Here is a 16,814-nt window from a genome sequence, read left to right as displayed (position 1 = left end):
GCCCCCGCCGCGGGCCGGGTGCCGTAGAGGGCGGGTCGGGTGCGGGGCCGTGACAGGGGCTCGGTAACCTGGGCCGCTGAACCAGCGTTGAGCCGTCCTCAGCCCGTCCGCACGTACAAGTCCAAGGAGTTGCCGCCGCCGTGAGCCGCAGCCTTCGACGCGGCACCCTCGCCGCGTCTGCCATCGCGTTCTCGATCGCCTCGCTCGCCGCGTGCGGTGCCGGCAACAACGCGCAGACGCTCGGCGTCCGACCTGGCAACGCCTCGACCTCGATCGGCGACATCAGCGTCCAGAACGCCACGGTCGTCACTCAGCCCAAGGCCGCCACCGATGGCCCCGCCGTCATCACGGCGACGCTCTTCAACAACGGCGGTACCCAGCAGACGCTGGACGCCATCACGCTGCCGGGCAGCGGCAACACGGTGAAGATCACCCCGGTCAAGGGCAAGGGACCGCTCACGGTGCCCGCGGGCGGCTCGGTCCTGATCGGTGGCGAGGGCAACGCCTCCGCCGTGATCGAGACCGGCAACGAGCCGGCGCGCAACGGCGAAGCCCAGCGGGTCGTGTTCCAGTTCAGCGAGACCGGCGACGTCGCACTCGACGCCTTCGTGGTCCCCGCGACCGGCCCCTTCACGGGCTTCGGACCGAGCGCGCCGCCGTCGCCGACGACCGGCCCCTCGGAAGGGCCGAGCGGCACCCCGACCGACGGCGCGTCCGGCGCCCCCGGTGACGGGGGGGCGGACGACGGCGCCAACGGCGAGTCCGAGGCGCCGGGTGGCACCGCCGAGGGCGCGGACCAGGGCACCGAGGAGGGCGAGCAGTCGACCCCGACGGACTCCGCCTCGGCGTCCTCGGACACCGAGCACTGAGCGCCGGCCACCGGCCGTACGCGTGAGGGCGCCCACCGGAGTTCCGGTGCGGCGCCCTTACACGTGTGACCGCGGGTGAAACGTGGGGTTCGGCGGTCTACGGCTCGAACTTGTAGCCGAGACCGCGCACCGTCACCAGATACCGCGGCGCCCCCGGATCCGGCTCGATCTTGGCGCGCAGCCGCTTGACGTGGACGTCGAGGGTTTTGGTGTCCCCCACGTAGTCCGCGCCCCAGACCCGGTCGATGAGCTGCATACGGGTCAGCACCCGGCCCGCGTTGCGCAGCAGCATCTCCAGGAGGTCGAACTCCTTCAGCGGCAGGTCGACCTTGCCGCCGGAGACCGTCACGACGTGGCGGTCCACGTCCATCCGGACCGGCCCCGCCTCCAGGGCGGCCGGCGTGACCTCCTCCGGCTCGCCCCTGCGGCGCAGCACCGCGCGGATGCGCGCCACCAGCTCCCGTGAGGAGAACGGCTTGGTCACATAGTCGTCGGCTCCTATTTCCAGGCCGACGACCTTGTCGATCTCGCTGTCCTTGGCGGTCACCATGATCACCGGGACGTTGGACTTCCCGCGCAGCTGGCGGCACACCTCGGTGCCGGGCAGACCGGGCAGCATCAGGTCGAGGAGGACGAGATCGGCGCCGTTGCGCTCGAACTCGTCGAGCCCCGCGGGCCCGGTGGTCGCGATCGCGACCTCGAAGCCTTCCTTGCGGAGCATGTAGGAAAGGGCGTCGCTGAAGGATTCCTCATCCTCGACGACGAGCACTCGGGTCACGGAAGGACCTCCGGGGCAGGGATCTCAGTCGATTGTTCAAGATCGTTGACGTCGTGGTGAAAGCGGCGCTGGGCGTCTTCGTCCGGGCCGGTGGGTGTGCGGTCCCGTCCGGCGCCCGCCTCGGGGAGCCTCAGGGTGAAGGTGGAGCCCTGGCCTTCGGAGCTCCACATCGTGACCTCCCCGCCGTGCGAGGCGGCCACGTGCTTGACGATGGCCAGGCCGAGGCCCGTACCACCCGTGGCTCGGGAGCGGGCCGGGTCGACGCGGTAGAACCGCTCGAAGACGCGTTCCCGGTCCTTCTCGGAGATGCCGATCCCCTGGTCGGTGACGGCTATCTCGATCAGATCCCCGCCGGGCGCGGCCACGCGCCGCGCCGCGATGCCCACGCGGGTGCGGGCGGGGGAGTAGTTGACGGCGTTCTCGACGAGATTGCCGAGGGCGGCGGCGAGCTGGCCGCGGTTGCCCCAGACCCGCAGATCGGCGGCGCCTCCGGCGGCCATGGTGATCTGCTTGGTGGAGGCGGCGTGCCGGGACCTGTCGATGGCCTCGGCGACCAGTTCCTCCACCCGTACGGGCTCGGCGTCCTCCAGCGGGTCGTCGTTCTGCACGCGCGAGAGGTCGATGAGTTCCTGTACGAGATTGGTGAGCCGGGTCGCCTCGATCTGCATCCGCCCGGCGAAGCGGGTGACCGCCTCGGGGTCGTCGGAGGCGTCCATGACGGCCTCGGAGAGCAGGGAGAGCGCCCCGGTGGGGGTCTTGAGCTCATGGCTGACGTTCGCCACGAAGTCACGCCGGACCGCTTCGATCCTGCGCGCCTCCGTGAGGTCCTCGACCAGGAGCAGTACGAGACGGGAGCCGAGCGGCGCGACCCGGGCCGAGACGGCCAGGGCCTCGCCGCGGCCGGTGCCGCGCCGGGGAAGATCGAGCTCCACCTGGCGTATCTCGCCGTCGCGGCGGGTGTCGCGCGCCATGTGCAGCATCGGGTCGACGGCCAGCTTGCCGCCTCTGACGAGTCCCAGCGCGTACGCGGCCGAGCTGGCCTTGACGACCGAGTCGCTCTCGTCGAGCACGACGGCGGAGGAGCGGAGGACGGAGAGCACGGTGTCGACACCGGGCGGGAGGCCGGCTTCCGTATGCAGTGAGCTACGGGTGGGCCTGGCCTGGTCGCGCTCGCTCCAGCGGAACGCCAGCATGGCGATCACGCCGGTGCACGCCCCGGCGATCGCTGCCACTGCGGCGACTGCCGCGTTCACGTCCATGTATCCAGGTTATGCGCGGTCAGCGACACTCTCCCAGCCGTACAGGTGTCTTCTCGAACACTCGTCGCCCAGAGTTCACCGTGGAGAAAGTGCCGGTTCACTTGGGAGGGAGCATCCGGACTCCTGACGGCCCGAACGTGGGACCGTGGGGGTTCGACAGCCCCTACCCCTGACGGTCCGTCGCCGGTCCGTGCGACGAGGACGGTGCTGTTCGGGGGCCATTTCGACGTACTCGGACACCCCGGACCACCAGCAGGAAAATCCAGAGAGGGACACCCATGCGGGACGCGTACCACGAGGAACTTGACTCGATCGGCGAGGGCCTGGTCGAGATGGCCCGGCTGGTCGGGTCGGCGATCGGGCGCGCCACCACGTCCATGCTCGACGCCGATCTGAAGCTCGCCGAGAGCGTGATCGCCGGCGACCAGAAGGTCGACGACCTCCAGCACGACCTGGAGGCCAGGGCCATCGCGCTGCTGGCGCGGCAGCAGCCGGTCGCCACCGATCTGCGGATCGTGGTCACGTCGCTGCGGATGAGCGCGGACCTGGAGCGCTCGGGCGACCTGGCGCAGCACGTCGCCAAACTGGCCCGGCTCCGTTTCCCGGTCAACGCCGTGCCGCACGACCTGCACGCGACCATCCTGGAGATGGGGCAGCTCGCGCAGCGGCTGATGGCGAAGGCGGCCGAGGTCATCATCACCAAGGACGTCGATCTGGCGCTTCAGCTGGAGCAGGACGACGACGAGATGGATCTGCTGCACCGCACGCTCTTCCAGCACCTGATGGACGACCGCTGGAAGCACGGCATCGAGACGGCGGTGGACGTGACGCTGCTCGGCCGGTACTACGAGCGGTTCGCCGACCACGCGGTGTCGGTGGCCAAGCGTGTGGTCTACCTGGTGACGGGTGAGCACGCGGACGAGATCCAGCAGGCGGAGGCTCCGGTCGAAGGGGCCTGACGGCCGGGTGTGCCGCATGGGCTTCGTGGGACGGGGCCGTGGGGGGCGCACGGGGGCGTGCCGGGGTGGCATTGGGCGGCGCCTGCGCGCATGCGCCGTTGATGCGCCCGCCCCGGTGCCGGTGCAATGAACGGACACGCACCCACGTTCGCCCGTGCACACCTTCGAGGAGGAACCATGGCCAAGTCCCCCATGACCGATACCCAGCAGGAAGCGCCCGTCGAACGGGCGCGGCTGCCGATCCTCGGCGCCTGCGGCTGCGGCTCGGGCTGCGGCTGCGGCTGCCAGTCGGGCGCTCCGTGCGCCTGCGGGGGCAGCTGCGGCTGACACTGACAAGGGCCCGGTCCGGTGGTGAAGACCTCCACCCGGACCGGGCCCTGCTAATGGCTCGCGTACTACTTCTTCTTGCCCTGGTTCTTCACGGCCTCGATCGCGGCCGCCGCCGCGTCCGGGTCCAGGTAGGTGCCGCCCTGCTTGAGGGGGCGGAACTCTGCGTCGAGGTCGTAGGAGAGCGGGATGCCCGTGGGGATGTTGAGGCCCGCGATGTCCGCGTCCGAGACGCCGTCCAGGTGCTTGACCAGCGCGCGCAGGCTGTTGCCGTGGGCGGCGACCAGGACGGTGCGGCCCGTCAGCAGGTCCGGGACGATGCTGTCGTACCAGTACGGCAGCATGCGGACGACGACGTCCTTGAGGCACTCGGTGCGCGGGCGCAGCTCCGGCGGGATCGTCGCGTAGCGCGGGTCGTCGCTCTGCGAGAACTCGGTGCCGTCCTCCAGCTCCGGCGGCGGGGTGTCGTACGAGCGGCGCCAGAGCATGAACTGCTCCTCGCCGAACTCGGCGAGCGTCTGCGCCTTGTCCTTGCCCTGGAGCGCGCCGTAGTGGCGCTCGTTCAGGCGCCAGGAGCGGCGGACCGGGATCCAGGAGCGGTCGGCGGACTCCAGCGCCAGCGTGGCGGTGCGGATCGCGCGCTTCTGCAGGGAGGTGTGCAGGACGTCGGGGAGCAGACCGGCGTCCTTCAGCAGCTCACCGCCGCGCACGGCCTCCTTCTCGCCCTTGTCCGTGAGATTGACGTCCACCCAGCCGGTGAACAGGTTCTTCGCGTTCCATTCGCTCTCGCCGTGGCGGAGGAGGATCAATTTGTACGGTGCGTCGGCCATGGGTCCGAGCCTAATCGAACGTTTCCGATTGACGGTTGCCGTCAATTGACTGGCGGCTCGGTGACGCCCGTACGTAAGTTGCGGTTGGCCGATCGGCCACTTACCACGCCGGAGTCCTCGGGGGGAACGCCGCATGTCCATCGCCGCACTGGGACGCTCCGCGGGGGAGAGCGTCAGAAGGAGCGTCGCGGGGTTGCCGCGTGAGTTCTGGTGGCTGTGGACGAGCACGCTGGTCAACCGGCTGGGCGCGTTCGTCACCACCTTCATGGCGTTGTACCTGACCGTGGAGCGCGGCTACTCGGCGTCGTACGCCGGTCTCGTCGCCGCGCTCCACGGTCTCGGCGGTGTCGTCTCCGCGGTCGGCGCGGGCGTGATGACCGACCGGCTCGGGAGGCGGCCCACGCTGCTGATCGCGCAGTCGTCGACGGCCGCGTCCGTGGCGCTGCTCGGCTTCGTGCAGGACCCCGTGGGCATCGCCGCCGTCGCGTGCCTGGTCGGCATGACCTCCAACGCCTCGCGCCCCGCGGTGCAGGCGATGATGGCGGACATCGTGAAGCCCGAGGACCGGGTGCGGGCGTTCTCGCTCAACTACTGGGCGATCAACCTGGGGTTCGCGGTCTCGGCGGGGGTGGCTGGCTTCATCGCCGAGTACAGCTATCTGGCCGGTTTCCTCGGTGAGGCGGCGCTGACGCTGGCCTGCGCCGTGCTGATCTACGTCAAGCTGCCCGAGTCCCGGCCCGAACGCGTCCTCGTGGACGGCCGGAGCGCGCCGGAGACCGGGATGGGGACGGTCCTGCGGGACGGCCGCTTCATGGGTGTCGTCGGGCTGTCGTTCGTGGTCGCGCTGATCTTCCAGCAGGCGTTCGTGGGGCTGCCGGTCGCGATGGGCGCGGACGGGTTCAGCAGTTCCGACTTCGGGATGGTCATCGCGTTCAACGGCGTGCTGATCGTGGCGCTCCAGATCCCGGTGACCCGATTCATCGAGCACCGCGACACCCGCCGGCTGCTGATCCTCTCCTCGGCGCTCGCGGGGTACGGCTTCGGGCTGACGGCCTTCGCCGGGTCGCTGGCCCTCTATGTGCTGGCGGTGTGCGTGTGGACGCTGGCCGAGATCGTCAACGCGCCGACGCAGACCAGCCTCGTGGTGCGGCTGTCACCGGTCGACGGGCGGGGCCGCTACCAGGGCATGTACACGATGTCGTGGGCGGTGGCCGGTCTGGTCGCGCCGCTGATGGCGGGTTTCCTGATCGACCACTACGGCGCCGACTGGCTGTGGGGCGTCTGCGCGGTGCTGGGCTCGGTGGCGGCGGGCGGCTACTGGCTGCTGATGCGGGCGCTGCCGGCGGACGAGGCCGACCTCGGTGTGGTGGTGGACGGGAACGCGGCGGACGCGAACGGGGTGGACGGGAACGGGGCGGACGGGAACGCGGAGGACGCGAACGGGGCGGTGAGGAGCGGGCCGGACAAGGGGGCCGAACCCGTCGCGGATGCGGTCGTGCCGGGCAGGGCGGCGGTGTCGGGCGAGGCGACCGAACGGCTGTGAGATCGCTCAGATCACCGGGGCCGAGGACCGGCTCTCCGCCGCCGCGTCCCCGTACACGCTCCGCACGTTGTCCTTGGGCGCCGGTCTGGTCCGTCCGGCCGGGCCCTCCGCGAAGGCGCGCAGCACGTTCTCGGTGGTACGGGTGACGAATGCGCCGGTGCGCGCGTCCATCCCGTGATTCCGCCCGTTCTCGCCGCTCCCCGCCATGAGGCCCTCGACCCACCGCATCGTCCCGGAGGCGAAGACGCCCGCACCGCCGGGGACGGTGTAGTACGCGGAGTCCGCGTGGCTGTCGCGCCCTTTGCAGACCAGCGGGGAGTGCGCGACGATCTCCAGCGGCGACGGCGTGGGCTGTCCCGGGGTCACCCGGTCGTACTCCACGCCGACCAGGTGGTCGAAGGAGTCGCCGCGCCGCACCCCGGTCCCCTCGAAGATCCAGTGGTCCGCGCCGTGGACGACGTAGGGGGCGTCGGTGGGGAAGCCCTCGTACAGCACGCCGGTCAGGGACGATTCCGGGTCGGCGGCGGGGGGCACGCGGAAGTCGGTGGTCGCCATGGTGCGGTGCTCGACGAGGTACGGATCCTTCTCGTGGTCGGTCTTGAAGCAGACGACCGTACGGACGGGGCCGCCGTCGCCCTCGCGCTCCAGCCGGATGCGGCGGAAGCAGGTGTTGGCGCCGAGGAAGGCCAGATTGGTCCCGGAGTCACGGGCCCGGGTGACGTGCTCGCGCTGCTCGGGGGTCCAGTACTCGTCGTGCCCGAGCGAGACCACGCACCTCGCGCCGCGCAGCACCGAGGGGGCGAGGTGGATGTCGATGCCCGTGGTGTACGCGAGCGGGATGCCGAGGCGTTCGGCGAGGACCACGGCGGCGCGTTCGTAGGTCAGGAACTTGTCGGCGCCGTATCCGTCGTACGGCCGGTCGAAGCTGACGGCCAGTGAACGGGTCCCGTACGCGCCGTCCTTGCCCTCGTAGAGGTTGTAGCCGCCCCACAGGTTGTACGCCTGCCAGGTCGCGGGCGCGTGCATCAGCAGCGTCCGGCCCGCGGCACCCGGCGAGCGGACGATCAGCGGGACGTACCGCTGGTGTCCGCTCGACGCGTCCAGCCGCAGCAGGTAGGCGCCCTCGGGCCAGCCGTCGGCGCGGACGGCGAGGGTACGGTCCCAGTCCGCCCGCACGGTGTCGGTGAAGGTGTCCAGGCGCGGGTCGCGCTGGACGCGGCCGGCCACCCGGTCGGACTGCCAGACCAGCCGGGCCCGGGCGCCGCCGTACCAGCCGACGCGGTAGGCGCGGACCCGGAAGCCGGGCGCGGTGGTCGAGACGTACAGGCCGAACTCGTCGCCCGGCTCCACGCTCACCGCGTCCGTGTACCCCTCGATCGCCCCGGGCGGTCCGACGGACCGGATGCGCCAGTCGGGGCTGCCGGACCGCGCCCGCTCGGCGGCGGCGTCGGCGTCCGTCGAGTCGGCGCCGGTACGGCTCGGCGCGGCCTCGGGGCCCTCGCCCGCCGGGGAGTCGCAGCCGGTCACCGCGCCCACGGCGATCCCGGCGGCCCCGGCCGCGGCGGCGCCCAGAAAACGGCGGCGGTCCAGTCGCCCGGCGTGCTCGCCGTCCCCCTGGTTCGCCGCTTCGTCGCCCATCGGCCCGTCCCACGCGTCCTGCCCACGTGCTGCCCGTGCGCTGCCTGTGTGCTGTCAGCTCGATCCTCGGTGGGCGCGGGCCGGCGGGCGACCCCGGAAGGGCCGAATGTGCTCGGACCGTATGCGTGCAGGAGGGGGACGGCTCAGCCGGTCGGCCGGGCCGGGTCCGGCTGCCCCGTGAGATGGCTGAAGGCGTCGAGGTTCCGCGTGGACTCGCCCCGGGAGATCCGCCACGCGTACTCCTTGCGGATCGCGCTCGCGAACCCCAGTTCCAGCAGCGTGTTGAAGGAGCCGTCGGCCTCTTCGAGTACGGAGCCCAGCAGCCGGTCCACCTCGTCCTCGCCGACGGCGGACAGCGGCAGCTTGCCGGAGAGGTAGATGTCGCCGAGCCGGTCGACCGCGTACGCCACCCCGTACAGCTTGAGGTTGCGCTCCAGCAGCCAGCGGTGGACGCCTTCCTGGTTCTCGTCCGGGTGCCGGATGACGAAGGCGTTGACGGAGAGGGAGTGGCGGCCCACGCGCAGGGAGCAGGTCGTGGAGAGCTTGCGGGTGCCGGGCAGCGTCACGACGAACGCGCCGGGCTCGGGGCTCTCCCACTTCAGCCCGGAGTCGCCGGCGGATTCCAGGGCCCGTTGGACGAGGCCGGTGGCGTGGACGGCCCCGGTGGCGGGGTCCGTCCCGGCGTAGGAGGTGCTTCCGTTCGCGTCGGCTCGCGCTTCGTCAGCCATGGTGCGAGCGTACGCGACCTCGGTGATCATGTACGGCGGCCGTGTAGACGTCCGCCGTCGCCGACGCCGCCGTGTCCCAGCCGAAGGACTGCGCGTGCCGCGAGGCCGCCAGCCCCATCCGGTCCACGAGTTCGGGCCGGTCGACGAAGCGGGCGAGCGCCTGGGCGTACGCCTCCGGCTCGTGACCGGGGATCAGGAAGCCGGTCTGGCCGCCCCGCACCGCCACCGGCAGACCGCCCACGGCGGCCGCGACCACCGGGGTCCCCGCCGCCTGCGCCTCGATGGCGACGAGCCCGAAGGACTCGCTGTACGACGGCATGACCAGCACGGACGCCGCGCGGAACCAGTCGGCGAGCCCTTCCTGACCGACCGGTGGACGGAACCGTACGACATCGGCGATACCGAGTCTGGCCGCGAGCTTGTGCAGCCCTTCGGGCTTCGCGAGACCGCTGCCGCTCGGGCCGCCGACGACCGGGACGACCAGCCTTCTACGGAGGGAGGGTTCACGGTCCAGCAGGACGGCCACGGCCCGCAGCAGGATGTCGGGTGCCTTGAGCGGCTGGATACGGCCGGCGAAGAGGGGGACGAACGCGTCCTGCGGGAGCCCGAGCCGGGCGCGCGCCGCCGCCCGGCCGTCGGCCGGGGTGAAGAGGTCGAGGTTCACACCGGGGTGGACGACCGCGACCTTGCCGGGTTCCGCCTCGTAGAAGCGGACGAGTTCGTCGGCCTCCTCGGCGGTGTTCGCGATCAGCCGGTCCGCGGCGCGCACGATCTGCGTCTCGCCGATGACCCGTGCCGCCGGTTCGGGTGTGTCGCCTTCGGCGAGCGCGGCGTTCTTGACCTTGGCCATGGTGTGCATGGCGTGTACGAGGGGCGCGCCCCAGCGCTCGGCGGCGAGCCAGCCGACATGGCCGGAGAGCCAGTAGTGGGAGTGGACGAGGTCGTAGTAACCGGGGCGCTGACCGGCCCACGCCTGCATCACACCGTGCGTGAAGGCGCACAGCTGGGCGGGCAGCTCCTCCTTCGCCAGGCCCTCGTAGGGACCGGCGTCCACGTGCCGTACGAGCACGCCCGGCGCCAGCTCCACGCTCGGCGGCAGCCCGCCGGTGGTCGAGCGCGTGAATATCTCGACCTCGATGTTGATGTCGGCCAGCCGCTTGGCCAGCTCGACGATGTAGACGTTCATGCCGCCCGCGTCGCCCGTGCCCGGCTGGTGCAGCGGGGAGGTGTGGACGCTGAGCATGGCGACCCGCCGCGGTTTGCGGGGGTGGCCGGGGATCCGGAGCCGGGGTGGTGACACCAGGGTGCCGGCAAGCCTGGACACGTACTGGCTCACGTCGAAGGACCTCTCGCTCGGAGCATGGCAAGGAGAGGGCGTGGGGTGACCCTCTGGGACGCGGCAACACCGGAATCGCCTCTTTCATTTCCGGCTTTACCGAATCATTGCCGTTGAGTGCTCAACCCTGGCCGGGGATGCCGGGGACCCGGCGGGTGACGGGAGCGGTGGGGAGCCCGTAACGGCGGTCGGCGTCGGCCGCGTCGTCGGGCTCGTCCGCCGCGTCGTTAGGCTCGGCCGCATGCCCGCGCGCCCGTCCTCCTCGCCCCGCCGCCCCGTGGGCACGGTCACGCGCGGTACGACCAACCCGAACCGGCTGCGCCGCATGGACCGCTGGATCGCCGCCGTACACGGCCCCGCCCTGCGCCGCTCGGCCGATCCCGTCGCCGTCGACCTCGGGTACGGCGCCGCGCCCTGGACCGCCGTCGAACTGCTGAGGCGGCTGCGCGCCGCCGAGCCGCGCACCGAGGTGGTGGGCGTCGAGATCGAGCCCTCGCGGGTCACGGCGGCGCTTCCTTACGAGGAGGACGGGCTCAGCTTTGTCCACGGCGGTTTCGAGACCCCGCTGCCGGACGGCCGCAGGCCGCTGCTGATCCGGGCAGCGAACGTCCTGCGGCAGTACGAGGAGAGCGAGGTCGCGGCCGTCTGGGAGCGGTTGCGCGCACGCCTCGCGCCCGGCGGGCTGCTGGTCGAGGGGACGTGCGACGAGATCGGGCGGCGCCATGTCTGGGTCGCCCTCGGTGAGGAGGGTCCGCGCACGGTCACCTTCGCGACCCGGCTCGGCTCGCTGGACCGCCCCTCGGACCTGGCCGAGCGGCTGCCGAAGGCGCTGATCCACCGCAATGTGCCGGGCGAACCGGTGCACGCGTTCCTGCGGGACTTCGACCGGGCGTGGGCCGCTGCCGCCCCGTACGCCTCGCTGGGCGCGCGGCAGCGGTGGATCAGGGCCGTACGGGATCTGTCGGCGGACTGGCCGCTGGCCGGCCCGGCGGCGGGTGGCGGCGCGAGCAGATGGCGGCAGGGAGAGGTGACGGTGGAGTGGACGGCGCTGGCGCCGGGTTCCGGCGAAAGGGACGCGCCCGGGGGAACGTGAGCGGCGGGCCGTTCGTCCCTGAGGGGTAGACACGACCGCGGGCCGGTAACGCCCTCTGTCGTTCCGGGGGCCGGCATGGCACGATCACGTCGGCGGGGAACAGTTACTGACAGTAAGTCAGATGTATTCGGCCTTACGTGTTCGGAAAGTTTCGAGTGTCGGCAGAGCAGTCGCCGAGGCAGTTGTCCGGAGGGGGAGCTTGTGAACCGACGCCGCTGCGTCAGAGTCGCGATCACGGTCGTCTGCGCTCTGTCGGTGCTCACGTCACCGGCGTTGCTGAACCAGGCGTACGCGGCTCCCGCGTCTCCCGCCTCCCCGGCATCGCCCACATCGCCGACCGACCCGCCTGTCGCGCCCCGGCCGTTCGACCGGTCCCTGCCGCCCGGCGCGGACGGCAAGACCCCCGCCGCGGACGACTCGAAGCTCGAAGCGGTACGCAGGAAGATCGACGGGCTGTACGGCAGGGCGACCTCGGCCACCGACGCGTACAACCTCGCCGAGGAGCGCGCCGACAAACAGTCGGCCGAACTGGTCAGGCTGGCCGGCGAGATCGTCAACGGCCAGGTCCGGATCGACAAGCTCAAGCAGCAGGCGGGCGCCGCGGCCCGCGCCCAGTACCGCGCGGGCGGACTGCCGCCCGAGGCCCAGCTGATGCTCACCGACGACCCCCAGCTCTTCCTGGACGGGGCGGGCAGGGTCCAGCGGGGCCAGAAGGCGACCAGGGACCTCCTCGGCCAGATGACCAAGGCCCAGGACGACTTGACGGCGTACACGAAGAAGGCCGGCGCCGAGTGGACCAAGCTCGAAGCCAGCCGGGTCAAGCAGGCGAAGGCGAAGAAGGAGATCCAGCGGCAGATCAAGGCCGCCAAGAAGATCGAGGCGGGGCTGGAGAAGGAGGAGCGCGACCGGCTGCTGATGCTGGAGCAGGAGGACGCGGCCAAGGCGCAGGCGGCCTGGCTGAGTTCGGGCGCGCTCAAGGACATCAACGGCGAGGCCAGCGCGCAGGGCAAGAAGGCGATCGAGTACGCGATGGCGCAGGTCGGCAAGCCGTACGTGTGGGGCGCCGAGGGGCCGTCGTCGTTCGACTGCTCGGGGCTGACCTCCGAAGCGTGGTCGGCGGCCGGCAAGGTGATCCCGCGTACCTCGCAGGAACAGTGGCGGCTGCTCCCCCGGGTCCCCCTGGCGGACATGCGGCCCGGCGACCTGATCATCTATCACGACGACGCGAGCCATGTGGGCATGTACGTGGGCGACGGCTCGATCGTCCACGCGCCGCGGCCGGGCCGGCACGTGACGCTGACGGGGGCCGGCTCGATGGTGATCCTCGGGGTCGTCAGGCCGGACAAGTAGGAGCGGCGCCGGGCCGCCCACTCCGCACTTCTCGGACCGCTTCGCCTCTTCTGTGGCGCGATTACCCCATTCGTCCCCGGCGGCTCTCCGCCGCTCTCCTCCCACGTGATGTTTGTCATGGCCGTTTCGAGCCGCCCCGGCGCACCGATCGCGCCGGATGCGTGGTGGGAAGCGGCATATGACGCGGGTTCTTCTCCGCGCGGCGTTCCTTACGCCATTCCTTTCCGGCGCCGGCTACCGCTAAGGTCCCGGTCGGTGGGGCGTCGATCGTCGCCGCATCGCGCCCCCGGGGGGAGGGAAGGACTCACAGACCGATGGCCGTACCTGTACCTGTGCCGCGACAGCGCACGGGCTCGACAGTCGAGAGTGCGCCCGCCCGGGAGACCGCCGGCGGCGACCTGACGCTGCTCGTCATCGAGGACGACCCCGCCGGCACCTTCAGCGCACCGGAACTGCCCGACGCGGCAGGCACCCGGGTCCGTATCCGCACCGCGCGCAACCTCACCGAGGCCGAGCGGCTGCTCACCGACGACATCCAGTGCGTCCTCGTGGATCTCGCTCTGTCGGGCCCGGACGACGGCGACGACGACGGACTCGCGCCGCTCCGGCACGTGCTGCGGCTCGCGCCCCGCCACGCCGTACTCGCGCTGGCCGCCGAGGGGGACAGCGAGCGCGCCGCCGCGGCCGTACGGGTGGGCGCGCAGGACTTCCTCTTCCGCGAGGAGCTCGACAGCCGGCTGCTGAGCCGCGCCATCCGCTACGCCGTCGAACGCAAGCGCGCGGACGTCGCGCAGCGCCAGCTCACCGAGTCCCGGCTGCGGGCGCAGGAGAACGCCCGGCTGGAGCGGGGGCTGCTGCCCACCCCTCTTCTCCAGGGGTCGAACCTGCGGTTCGCCTCCAGATACCGGCCCGGCCGCTCCCGCGCCCTGCTCGGCGGCGACTTCTACGACACGGTCCGTACGCCCGACGGCACGGTCCACGTGATGATCGGCGACGTCTGCGGCCATGGCCCGGACGAGGCCGCGCTGGGGGTGGAGCTGCGCATCGCCTGGCGGGCGCTGACCTTCGCCGGGCTCAGCGGGGACATCCTGCTCTCGACGCTCCAGAAAGTGCTGGAGCACGAGCGGGAGAGCGAGGAGATCTTCGCGACGCTCTGCACGGTCGACATCGCGCCCGACGGCCGGCGGGCCGGGCTCTGCCTGGCCGGCCACCCGTCCCCGCTGGTCGTCCGCGCGGGCCGGGCGCCCGAACTCCTGCCGTACGACGAGGGCGGCCCCGCGCTCGGTCTGCTCCCGCGCGCCCGCTGGCCGCGCCGGGAGGTGGACCTGGGTGAGGCGTGGAGCCTGATGATGTACACCGACGGGCTGATAGAGGGCCACGTCGGGGCGGGCAAGCAGCGGCTGGGCCAGGAGGGCATGGTCGAGGTGATCGCCGCCCAGCTGGCGCGCGGCCTGAGCGGCGAGGAGCTGCTGGAGGCCGCGGTGGCTCAGGTGCGCGAGCTGAACGGCGGCGAGCTGACCGACGACGTGGCCGTACTGCTGCTGGACCGAGGGCGGGTCGAGGAGCACGCGCCCGTCTCACCGCACGGTGGCCGCTGACCCCGGCTCCCCCGGACCCGCTTCAGAGTTCTCCGCTCACCGGCCGCCGTTGTACGGCCCGTAGGGACCGTCGCTGCTGGAGCCGCCGCGGCTCCGGCCGCCACCGCCGCCGCCGGCCTGCCTGATCGCGGGGCGCACATCGACGAAGTACACGATGACCGCGATGAGCCCGATGATCGGCAGGAAGGACAGGAGCGGGAAGATCAGACTCACCACGAGCGAGATCCCCAGAATGATCAGCCAGAACGGCTTGGTCTGCTTGTCCGCCGCGCGGAACGCGTCCTCACGCCGGATGAACGCGTCGACCAGCGCGAAGCAGGCGAACACGATCAGCGGAATGCTCAACATGGCCACGAGACCGTCGAAGCCGGCCATCAACACGTTGCCCACCGCCTGTTTCTGTCCGAATCATGTGCCGACAAGGTACCCGTACAACGGACCGGACACCCGTGGGGTGCCCGGTCCGCCGATATCCCTGTCACTTGCCCGCGGGCGGCGTGGCCTTCTTGGCGGCGGCCGGCTTGCGAGCGGCGGGCGTCTTCCTGGCGGCGGGCTTCGCCCCGGTGGCCTTGGCCTCCGGCTTGGCCGCCTTCGTCTCGCTCCTGACGGCGGGCTTCGCGGGCGCCGACTTGGCGGGGGCGGTCCTGGCGGACGCGGGCTTGGCCTGGGCGGGCTTCGCCTGCGCCGGCTTCGCGGGAGCCGACCTCGGCGTCTGCTTCGTGCCGGGCTCGACGGCGATGGCGATCTCCGTCATCTCCTCCGCGGCGTCACCGCGCCAGTTCCGTACGGACTGCTCGCCGCGCTCGGCGACCTTCTCGTACGTCTCACGGGCCCTGACCGCGTACTCCGCGGCCACGCCCACGCTGCGCAGCGCCAGGTCCTGAGCGGTCTCGCCCAGCTTCTTCAGGTCGGTGTCGAGCGAGCCGAGCACCTCGGTGACCTTGGACTGGACGGTGGTCTGCGCCTCCCTGGCCTGGGAGGCGACCTTGTCCTGGACGATCTTGGGGTCGGTGTTCCGCACCGCGTCGATACGGCCCGGTGCCTCCGCGCGCAGCTGCTCGATCAGCCCGGGAACCTTCTTGGCCTGCTCGACGGCGAGATCCGCCGTACCGGCCGCGAAGTAGAGGGGGGTCGGGTCGCTGAACGTCTTGCGCAGGTCATCGGCGATGGCCATGACTGTGGTCCTCCGGATCAGTGTGAGGGTGGGGTGACGGCACCGCCGCCGGCCGTACCGGGCGCGTCCCCGCCGACGTCCCCGCCACCGGTTCCGGCGCCCTTACCGGCCGGTCCCGCGGTCGCCGCCGGTTCCGTGCTCTCAGTCTCCGTGCCGGGCCCGTTCTCCTTGCGGAAGGACTCGTAGATCTGCAGGAGCACCTGCTTCTGCCGCTCGTTGATCGACGGGTCGGCGAGGATGACGGCACGCGTCTCCAGCTCCTCGCGCTCCCGCTCGTCGAGCATCCCGGCCTGCACGTACAGCGTCTCGGCGGAGATCCGCAGCGCCTTGGCGAGCTGCTGCAGGATGTCCGCGCTCGGCTTGCGCAGACCGCGTTCGATCTGGCTGAGATACGGATTGGACACCCCGGCGGCTTCGGAGAGCTGCCGCAACGACAGCTGCGCGTTGCGCCGCTGCTCGCGCAGATACTCACCGAGATTGCCGACGTTGAGTGATGCCATGACTCCAGGGTGCCCACTCTTGCTAACTTTTGCAAGCACCCGCTTGCAAAAGTGTTCCACGCAACAGACGGCCCTCACCCCCGAGCCGGTGCCGCCGTCAGCGGCGGGGTTCCCAGCGGAAGAAGCGGGAAGCCAGCAGAATCGCCGCGACGACCCAGCCCAGAGTGGGCAGCAGCAGGAGCAGGGAGTCCGTCACGGGGACTCCGCCGTTCCAGGCGTTGATGGCCAGTTCGGTGGCCGAGCCGCCGGGGAGCAGGCGCTTGAACAGGGTCATCTGCTCGGTGCCTGCGATGCCCACCCATGTGGTGACGGCGATGGCGCCGAGGCTGATGGGCAGCGTGGTCACCTGGGCGTGCTCGGGGGAGTTCGTCACTCCCGCCGTGGCCAGTCCCAGGCCGAGCATCATGGCCACCGTCGAGACGACCGCCGCCACCAGCAGGAGAACGTTGGACGGTGCGCCCGCGACCGCCGCCAGCACCGTGAGGATCACGGTCACCTGGACGACCGCGAGGACCGTGACCGGGAGCAGCAGCCCGCAGAGAATGCCCGCGTCGCTCGCCGGGGTGGAACGCAGCCGCTTGAGGAAGAGGTTCTGCCGGCGTGAGGCGAGCGTGGTCACCGTGGTGGCGTAGAGCCCGAACGCGGTGACGGTGAACATCACCACCGCCGCGATGTACCCGAGGCTGTACAGGTCCGCGAAGGTCTCGTGCCGGTAGACGAAGAACGCGCAGGCCGCCACGGGGATGATGAAGCTGTTGAGCAGCACCAGCCGGTTCCGGGAGATCTGGGTCAGCTCGCTGTGCGCGATGGAGAGCATGGTGAAGGTCCTCTT

General features: G+C 71.4%; 17 protein-coding genes. 7 read left to right on the top strand and 10 right to left on the bottom strand.

Going from position 1 to position 16,814, the window contains the following annotated elements; genetic code table 11:
* The first annotated feature begins 140 nt into the window (after window positions 1–140).
* A complete protein-coding gene (locus GXP76_RS04250; RefSeq protein ID WP_242570045.1) occupies window positions 141–869 on the top strand; it encodes a DUF461 domain-containing protein in 729 nt (242 codons plus the stop codon).
* 97 nt (window positions 870–966) lie between these two features.
* Here GXP76_RS04250 and GXP76_RS04245 read toward each other — a convergent pair whose 3' ends face one another.
* Both GXP76_RS04245 and GXP76_RS04240 read right to left on the bottom strand, forming a co-directional pair.
* Window positions 967–1,647, bottom strand: a complete 681-nt coding sequence (locus tag GXP76_RS04245) for a response regulator transcription factor (RefSeq protein ID WP_030353388.1) — start codon at window positions 1,645–1,647, stop codon at window positions 967–969.
* The gene (locus GXP76_RS04240; RefSeq protein WP_242570044.1) at window positions 1,644–2,906 is read right to left on the bottom strand and encodes a cell wall metabolism sensor histidine kinase WalK; all 1,263 of its coding nucleotides are present in this window, start codon (window positions 2,904–2,906) and stop codon (window positions 1,644–1,646) included. Before GXP76_RS04240 ends, GXP76_RS04245 begins: the two co-directional genes overlap by 4 nt.
* A 278-nt stretch (window positions 2,907–3,184) precedes the next feature.
* Here GXP76_RS04240 and phoU point away from each other — a divergent pair, with 278 nt between their 5' ends.
* The gene (gene phoU, locus GXP76_RS04235) at window positions 3,185–3,865 is read left to right on the top strand and encodes a phosphate signaling complex protein PhoU (RefSeq protein WP_078076550.1); all 681 of its coding nucleotides are present in this window, start codon (window positions 3,185–3,187) and stop codon (window positions 3,863–3,865) included.
* A 177-nt stretch (window positions 3,866–4,042) separates the two neighbouring features.
* Window positions 4,043–4,192 carry a hypothetical protein gene (locus GXP76_RS04230; protein WP_242570043.1) on the top strand — a complete coding sequence of 50 codons (150 nt, stop codon included), beginning with the start codon at window positions 4,043–4,045 and terminating at the stop codon, window positions 4,190–4,192.
* 68 nt (window positions 4,193–4,260) lie between these two features.
* Here GXP76_RS04230 and GXP76_RS04225 read toward each other — a convergent pair whose 3' ends face one another.
* On the bottom strand, window positions 4,261–5,022 hold the full coding sequence (locus tag GXP76_RS04225; protein WP_078076549.1) for a phosphoglyceromutase: 762 nt from the start codon (window positions 5,020–5,022) through the stop codon (window positions 4,261–4,263).
* A 133-nt stretch (window positions 5,023–5,155) separates the two neighbouring features.
* Between GXP76_RS04225 and GXP76_RS04220 the strand changes: the two genes are divergently transcribed.
* Window positions 5,156–6,565, top strand: a complete 1,410-nt coding sequence (locus GXP76_RS04220; protein ID WP_242570042.1) for an MFS transporter — start codon at window positions 5,156–5,158, stop codon at window positions 6,563–6,565.
* A gap of 6 nt (window positions 6,566–6,571) precedes the next feature.
* Here the strand turns inward: GXP76_RS04220 and GXP76_RS04215 are convergent, their stop codons facing one another.
* The 3 genes from GXP76_RS04215 to mshA all read right to left on the bottom strand — a co-directional run bounded on the left by GXP76_RS04215 (window position 6,572) and on the right by mshA (window position 10,267).
* Window positions 6,572–8,203 (bottom strand): N,N-dimethylformamidase beta subunit family domain-containing protein, encoded by a 1,632-nt coding sequence (locus GXP76_RS04215; RefSeq protein ID WP_242570041.1) that lies wholly within the window; start codon window positions 8,201–8,203, stop codon window positions 6,572–6,574.
* 143 nt (window positions 8,204–8,346) lie between these two features.
* A complete protein-coding gene (locus GXP76_RS04210) occupies window positions 8,347–8,931 on the bottom strand; it encodes a YbjN domain-containing protein (protein ID WP_242570040.1) in 585 nt (194 codons plus the stop codon).
* Window positions 8,924–10,267 (bottom strand): D-inositol-3-phosphate glycosyltransferase, encoded by a 1,344-nt coding sequence (gene mshA / locus GXP76_RS04205; RefSeq protein WP_242570039.1) that lies wholly within the window; start codon window positions 10,265–10,267, stop codon window positions 8,924–8,926. Before mshA ends, GXP76_RS04210 begins: the two co-directional genes overlap by 8 nt.
* A gap of 241 nt (window positions 10,268–10,508) precedes the next feature.
* Here mshA and GXP76_RS04200 point away from each other — a divergent pair, with 241 nt between their 5' ends.
* The 3 genes from GXP76_RS04200 (at window position 10,509) to GXP76_RS04190 (ending at window position 14,308) form a co-directional block, all read left to right on the top strand.
* Entirely contained in the window at window positions 10,509–11,360 is an 852-nt protein-coding gene (locus tag GXP76_RS04200; protein WP_242570038.1) for a class I SAM-dependent methyltransferase, read from the top strand.
* Window positions 11,361–11,561: 201 nt separating this feature from the next.
* Window positions 11,562–12,710: a C40 family peptidase gene (locus tag GXP76_RS04195; protein WP_242570037.1), complete on the top strand. Its 1,149-nt coding sequence runs from the start codon at window positions 11,562–11,564 to the stop codon at window positions 12,708–12,710.
* A 314-nt stretch (window positions 12,711–13,024) separates the two neighbouring features.
* Window positions 13,025–14,308, top strand: a complete 1,284-nt coding sequence (locus tag GXP76_RS04190; RefSeq protein ID WP_242570036.1) for a PP2C family protein-serine/threonine phosphatase — start codon at window positions 13,025–13,027, stop codon at window positions 14,306–14,308.
* 36 nt (window positions 14,309–14,344) lie between these two features.
* Here the strand turns inward: GXP76_RS04190 and GXP76_RS04185 are convergent, their stop codons facing one another.
* The 4 genes from GXP76_RS04185 to GXP76_RS04170 all read right to left on the bottom strand — a co-directional run bounded on the left by GXP76_RS04185 (window position 14,345) and on the right by GXP76_RS04170 (window position 16,799).
* Entirely contained in the window at window positions 14,345–14,689 is a 345-nt protein-coding gene (locus GXP76_RS04185; RefSeq protein WP_242570071.1) for a DUF2516 family protein, read from the bottom strand.
* Window positions 14,690–14,786: 97 nt separating this feature from the next.
* Entirely contained in the window at window positions 14,787–15,482 is a 696-nt protein-coding gene (locus GXP76_RS04180) for a hypothetical protein (RefSeq protein WP_242570035.1), read from the bottom strand.
* A 17-nt stretch (window positions 15,483–15,499) separates the two neighbouring features.
* The gene (locus GXP76_RS04175) at window positions 15,500–15,982 is read right to left on the bottom strand and encodes a helix-turn-helix domain-containing protein (RefSeq protein ID WP_242570034.1); all 483 of its coding nucleotides are present in this window, start codon (window positions 15,980–15,982) and stop codon (window positions 15,500–15,502) included.
* A gap of 97 nt (window positions 15,983–16,079) precedes the next feature.
* Window positions 16,080–16,799 carry an ABC transporter permease gene (locus GXP76_RS04170; protein WP_242570033.1) on the bottom strand — a complete coding sequence of 240 codons (720 nt, stop codon included), beginning with the start codon at window positions 16,797–16,799 and terminating at the stop codon, window positions 16,080–16,082.
* Window positions 16,800–16,814: the final 15 nt, after the last annotated feature.

The organism is Streptomyces sp. NP-1717 (assembly GCF_022695985.1).
GTDB lineage: Bacteria > Actinomycetota > Actinomycetes > Streptomycetales > Streptomycetaceae > Streptomyces.
The sequence above is the reverse complement of the archived record's forward strand: the minus strand, read 5'-3'. Positions and strand labels throughout refer to the sequence as shown.

Bases quoted from the DNA above. Each gene is read 5' to 3' on its own strand.
- GXP76_RS04240 (WP_242570044.1), bottom strand. From the start codon at position 2,906: ATGGACGTGAACGCGGCAGTCGCCGCAGTGGCAGCGATCGCCGGGGCG.
- GXP76_RS04180 (WP_242570035.1), bottom strand. From the start codon at position 15,482: ATGGCCATCGCCGATGACCTGCGCAAGACGTTCAGCGACCCGACCCCC.
- GXP76_RS04225 (WP_078076549.1), bottom strand. From the start codon at position 5,022: ATGGCCGACGCACCGTACAAATTGATCCTCCTCCGCCACGGCGAGAGC.
- phoU (WP_078076550.1), top strand. From the start codon at position 3,185: ATGCGGGACGCGTACCACGAGGAACTTGACTCGATCGGCGAGGGCCTG.
- GXP76_RS04190 (WP_242570036.1), top strand. From the start codon at position 13,025: ATGGCCGTACCTGTACCTGTGCCGCGACAGCGCACGGGCTCGACAGTC.
- GXP76_RS04175 (WP_242570034.1), bottom strand. From the start codon at position 15,982: ATGGCATCACTCAACGTCGGCAATCTCGGTGAGTATCTGCGCGAGCAG.
- GXP76_RS04215 (WP_242570041.1), bottom strand. From the start codon at position 8,203: ATGGGCGACGAAGCGGCGAACCAGGGGGACGGCGAGCACGCCGGGCGA.
- GXP76_RS04200 (WP_242570038.1), top strand. From the start codon at position 10,509: ATGCCCGCGCGCCCGTCCTCCTCGCCCCGCCGCCCCGTGGGCACGGTC.
- GXP76_RS04170 (WP_242570033.1), bottom strand. From the start codon at position 16,799: ATGCTCTCCATCGCGCACAGCGAGCTGACCCAGATCTCCCGGAACCGG.
- GXP76_RS04220 (WP_242570042.1), top strand. From the start codon at position 5,156: ATGTCCATCGCCGCACTGGGACGCTCCGCGGGGGAGAGCGTCAGAAGG.
- GXP76_RS04230 (WP_242570043.1), top strand. From the start codon at position 4,043: ATGGCCAAGTCCCCCATGACCGATACCCAGCAGGAAGCGCCCGTCGAA.
- GXP76_RS04210 (WP_242570040.1), bottom strand. From the start codon at position 8,931: ATGGCTGACGAAGCGCGAGCCGACGCGAACGGAAGCACCTCCTACGCC.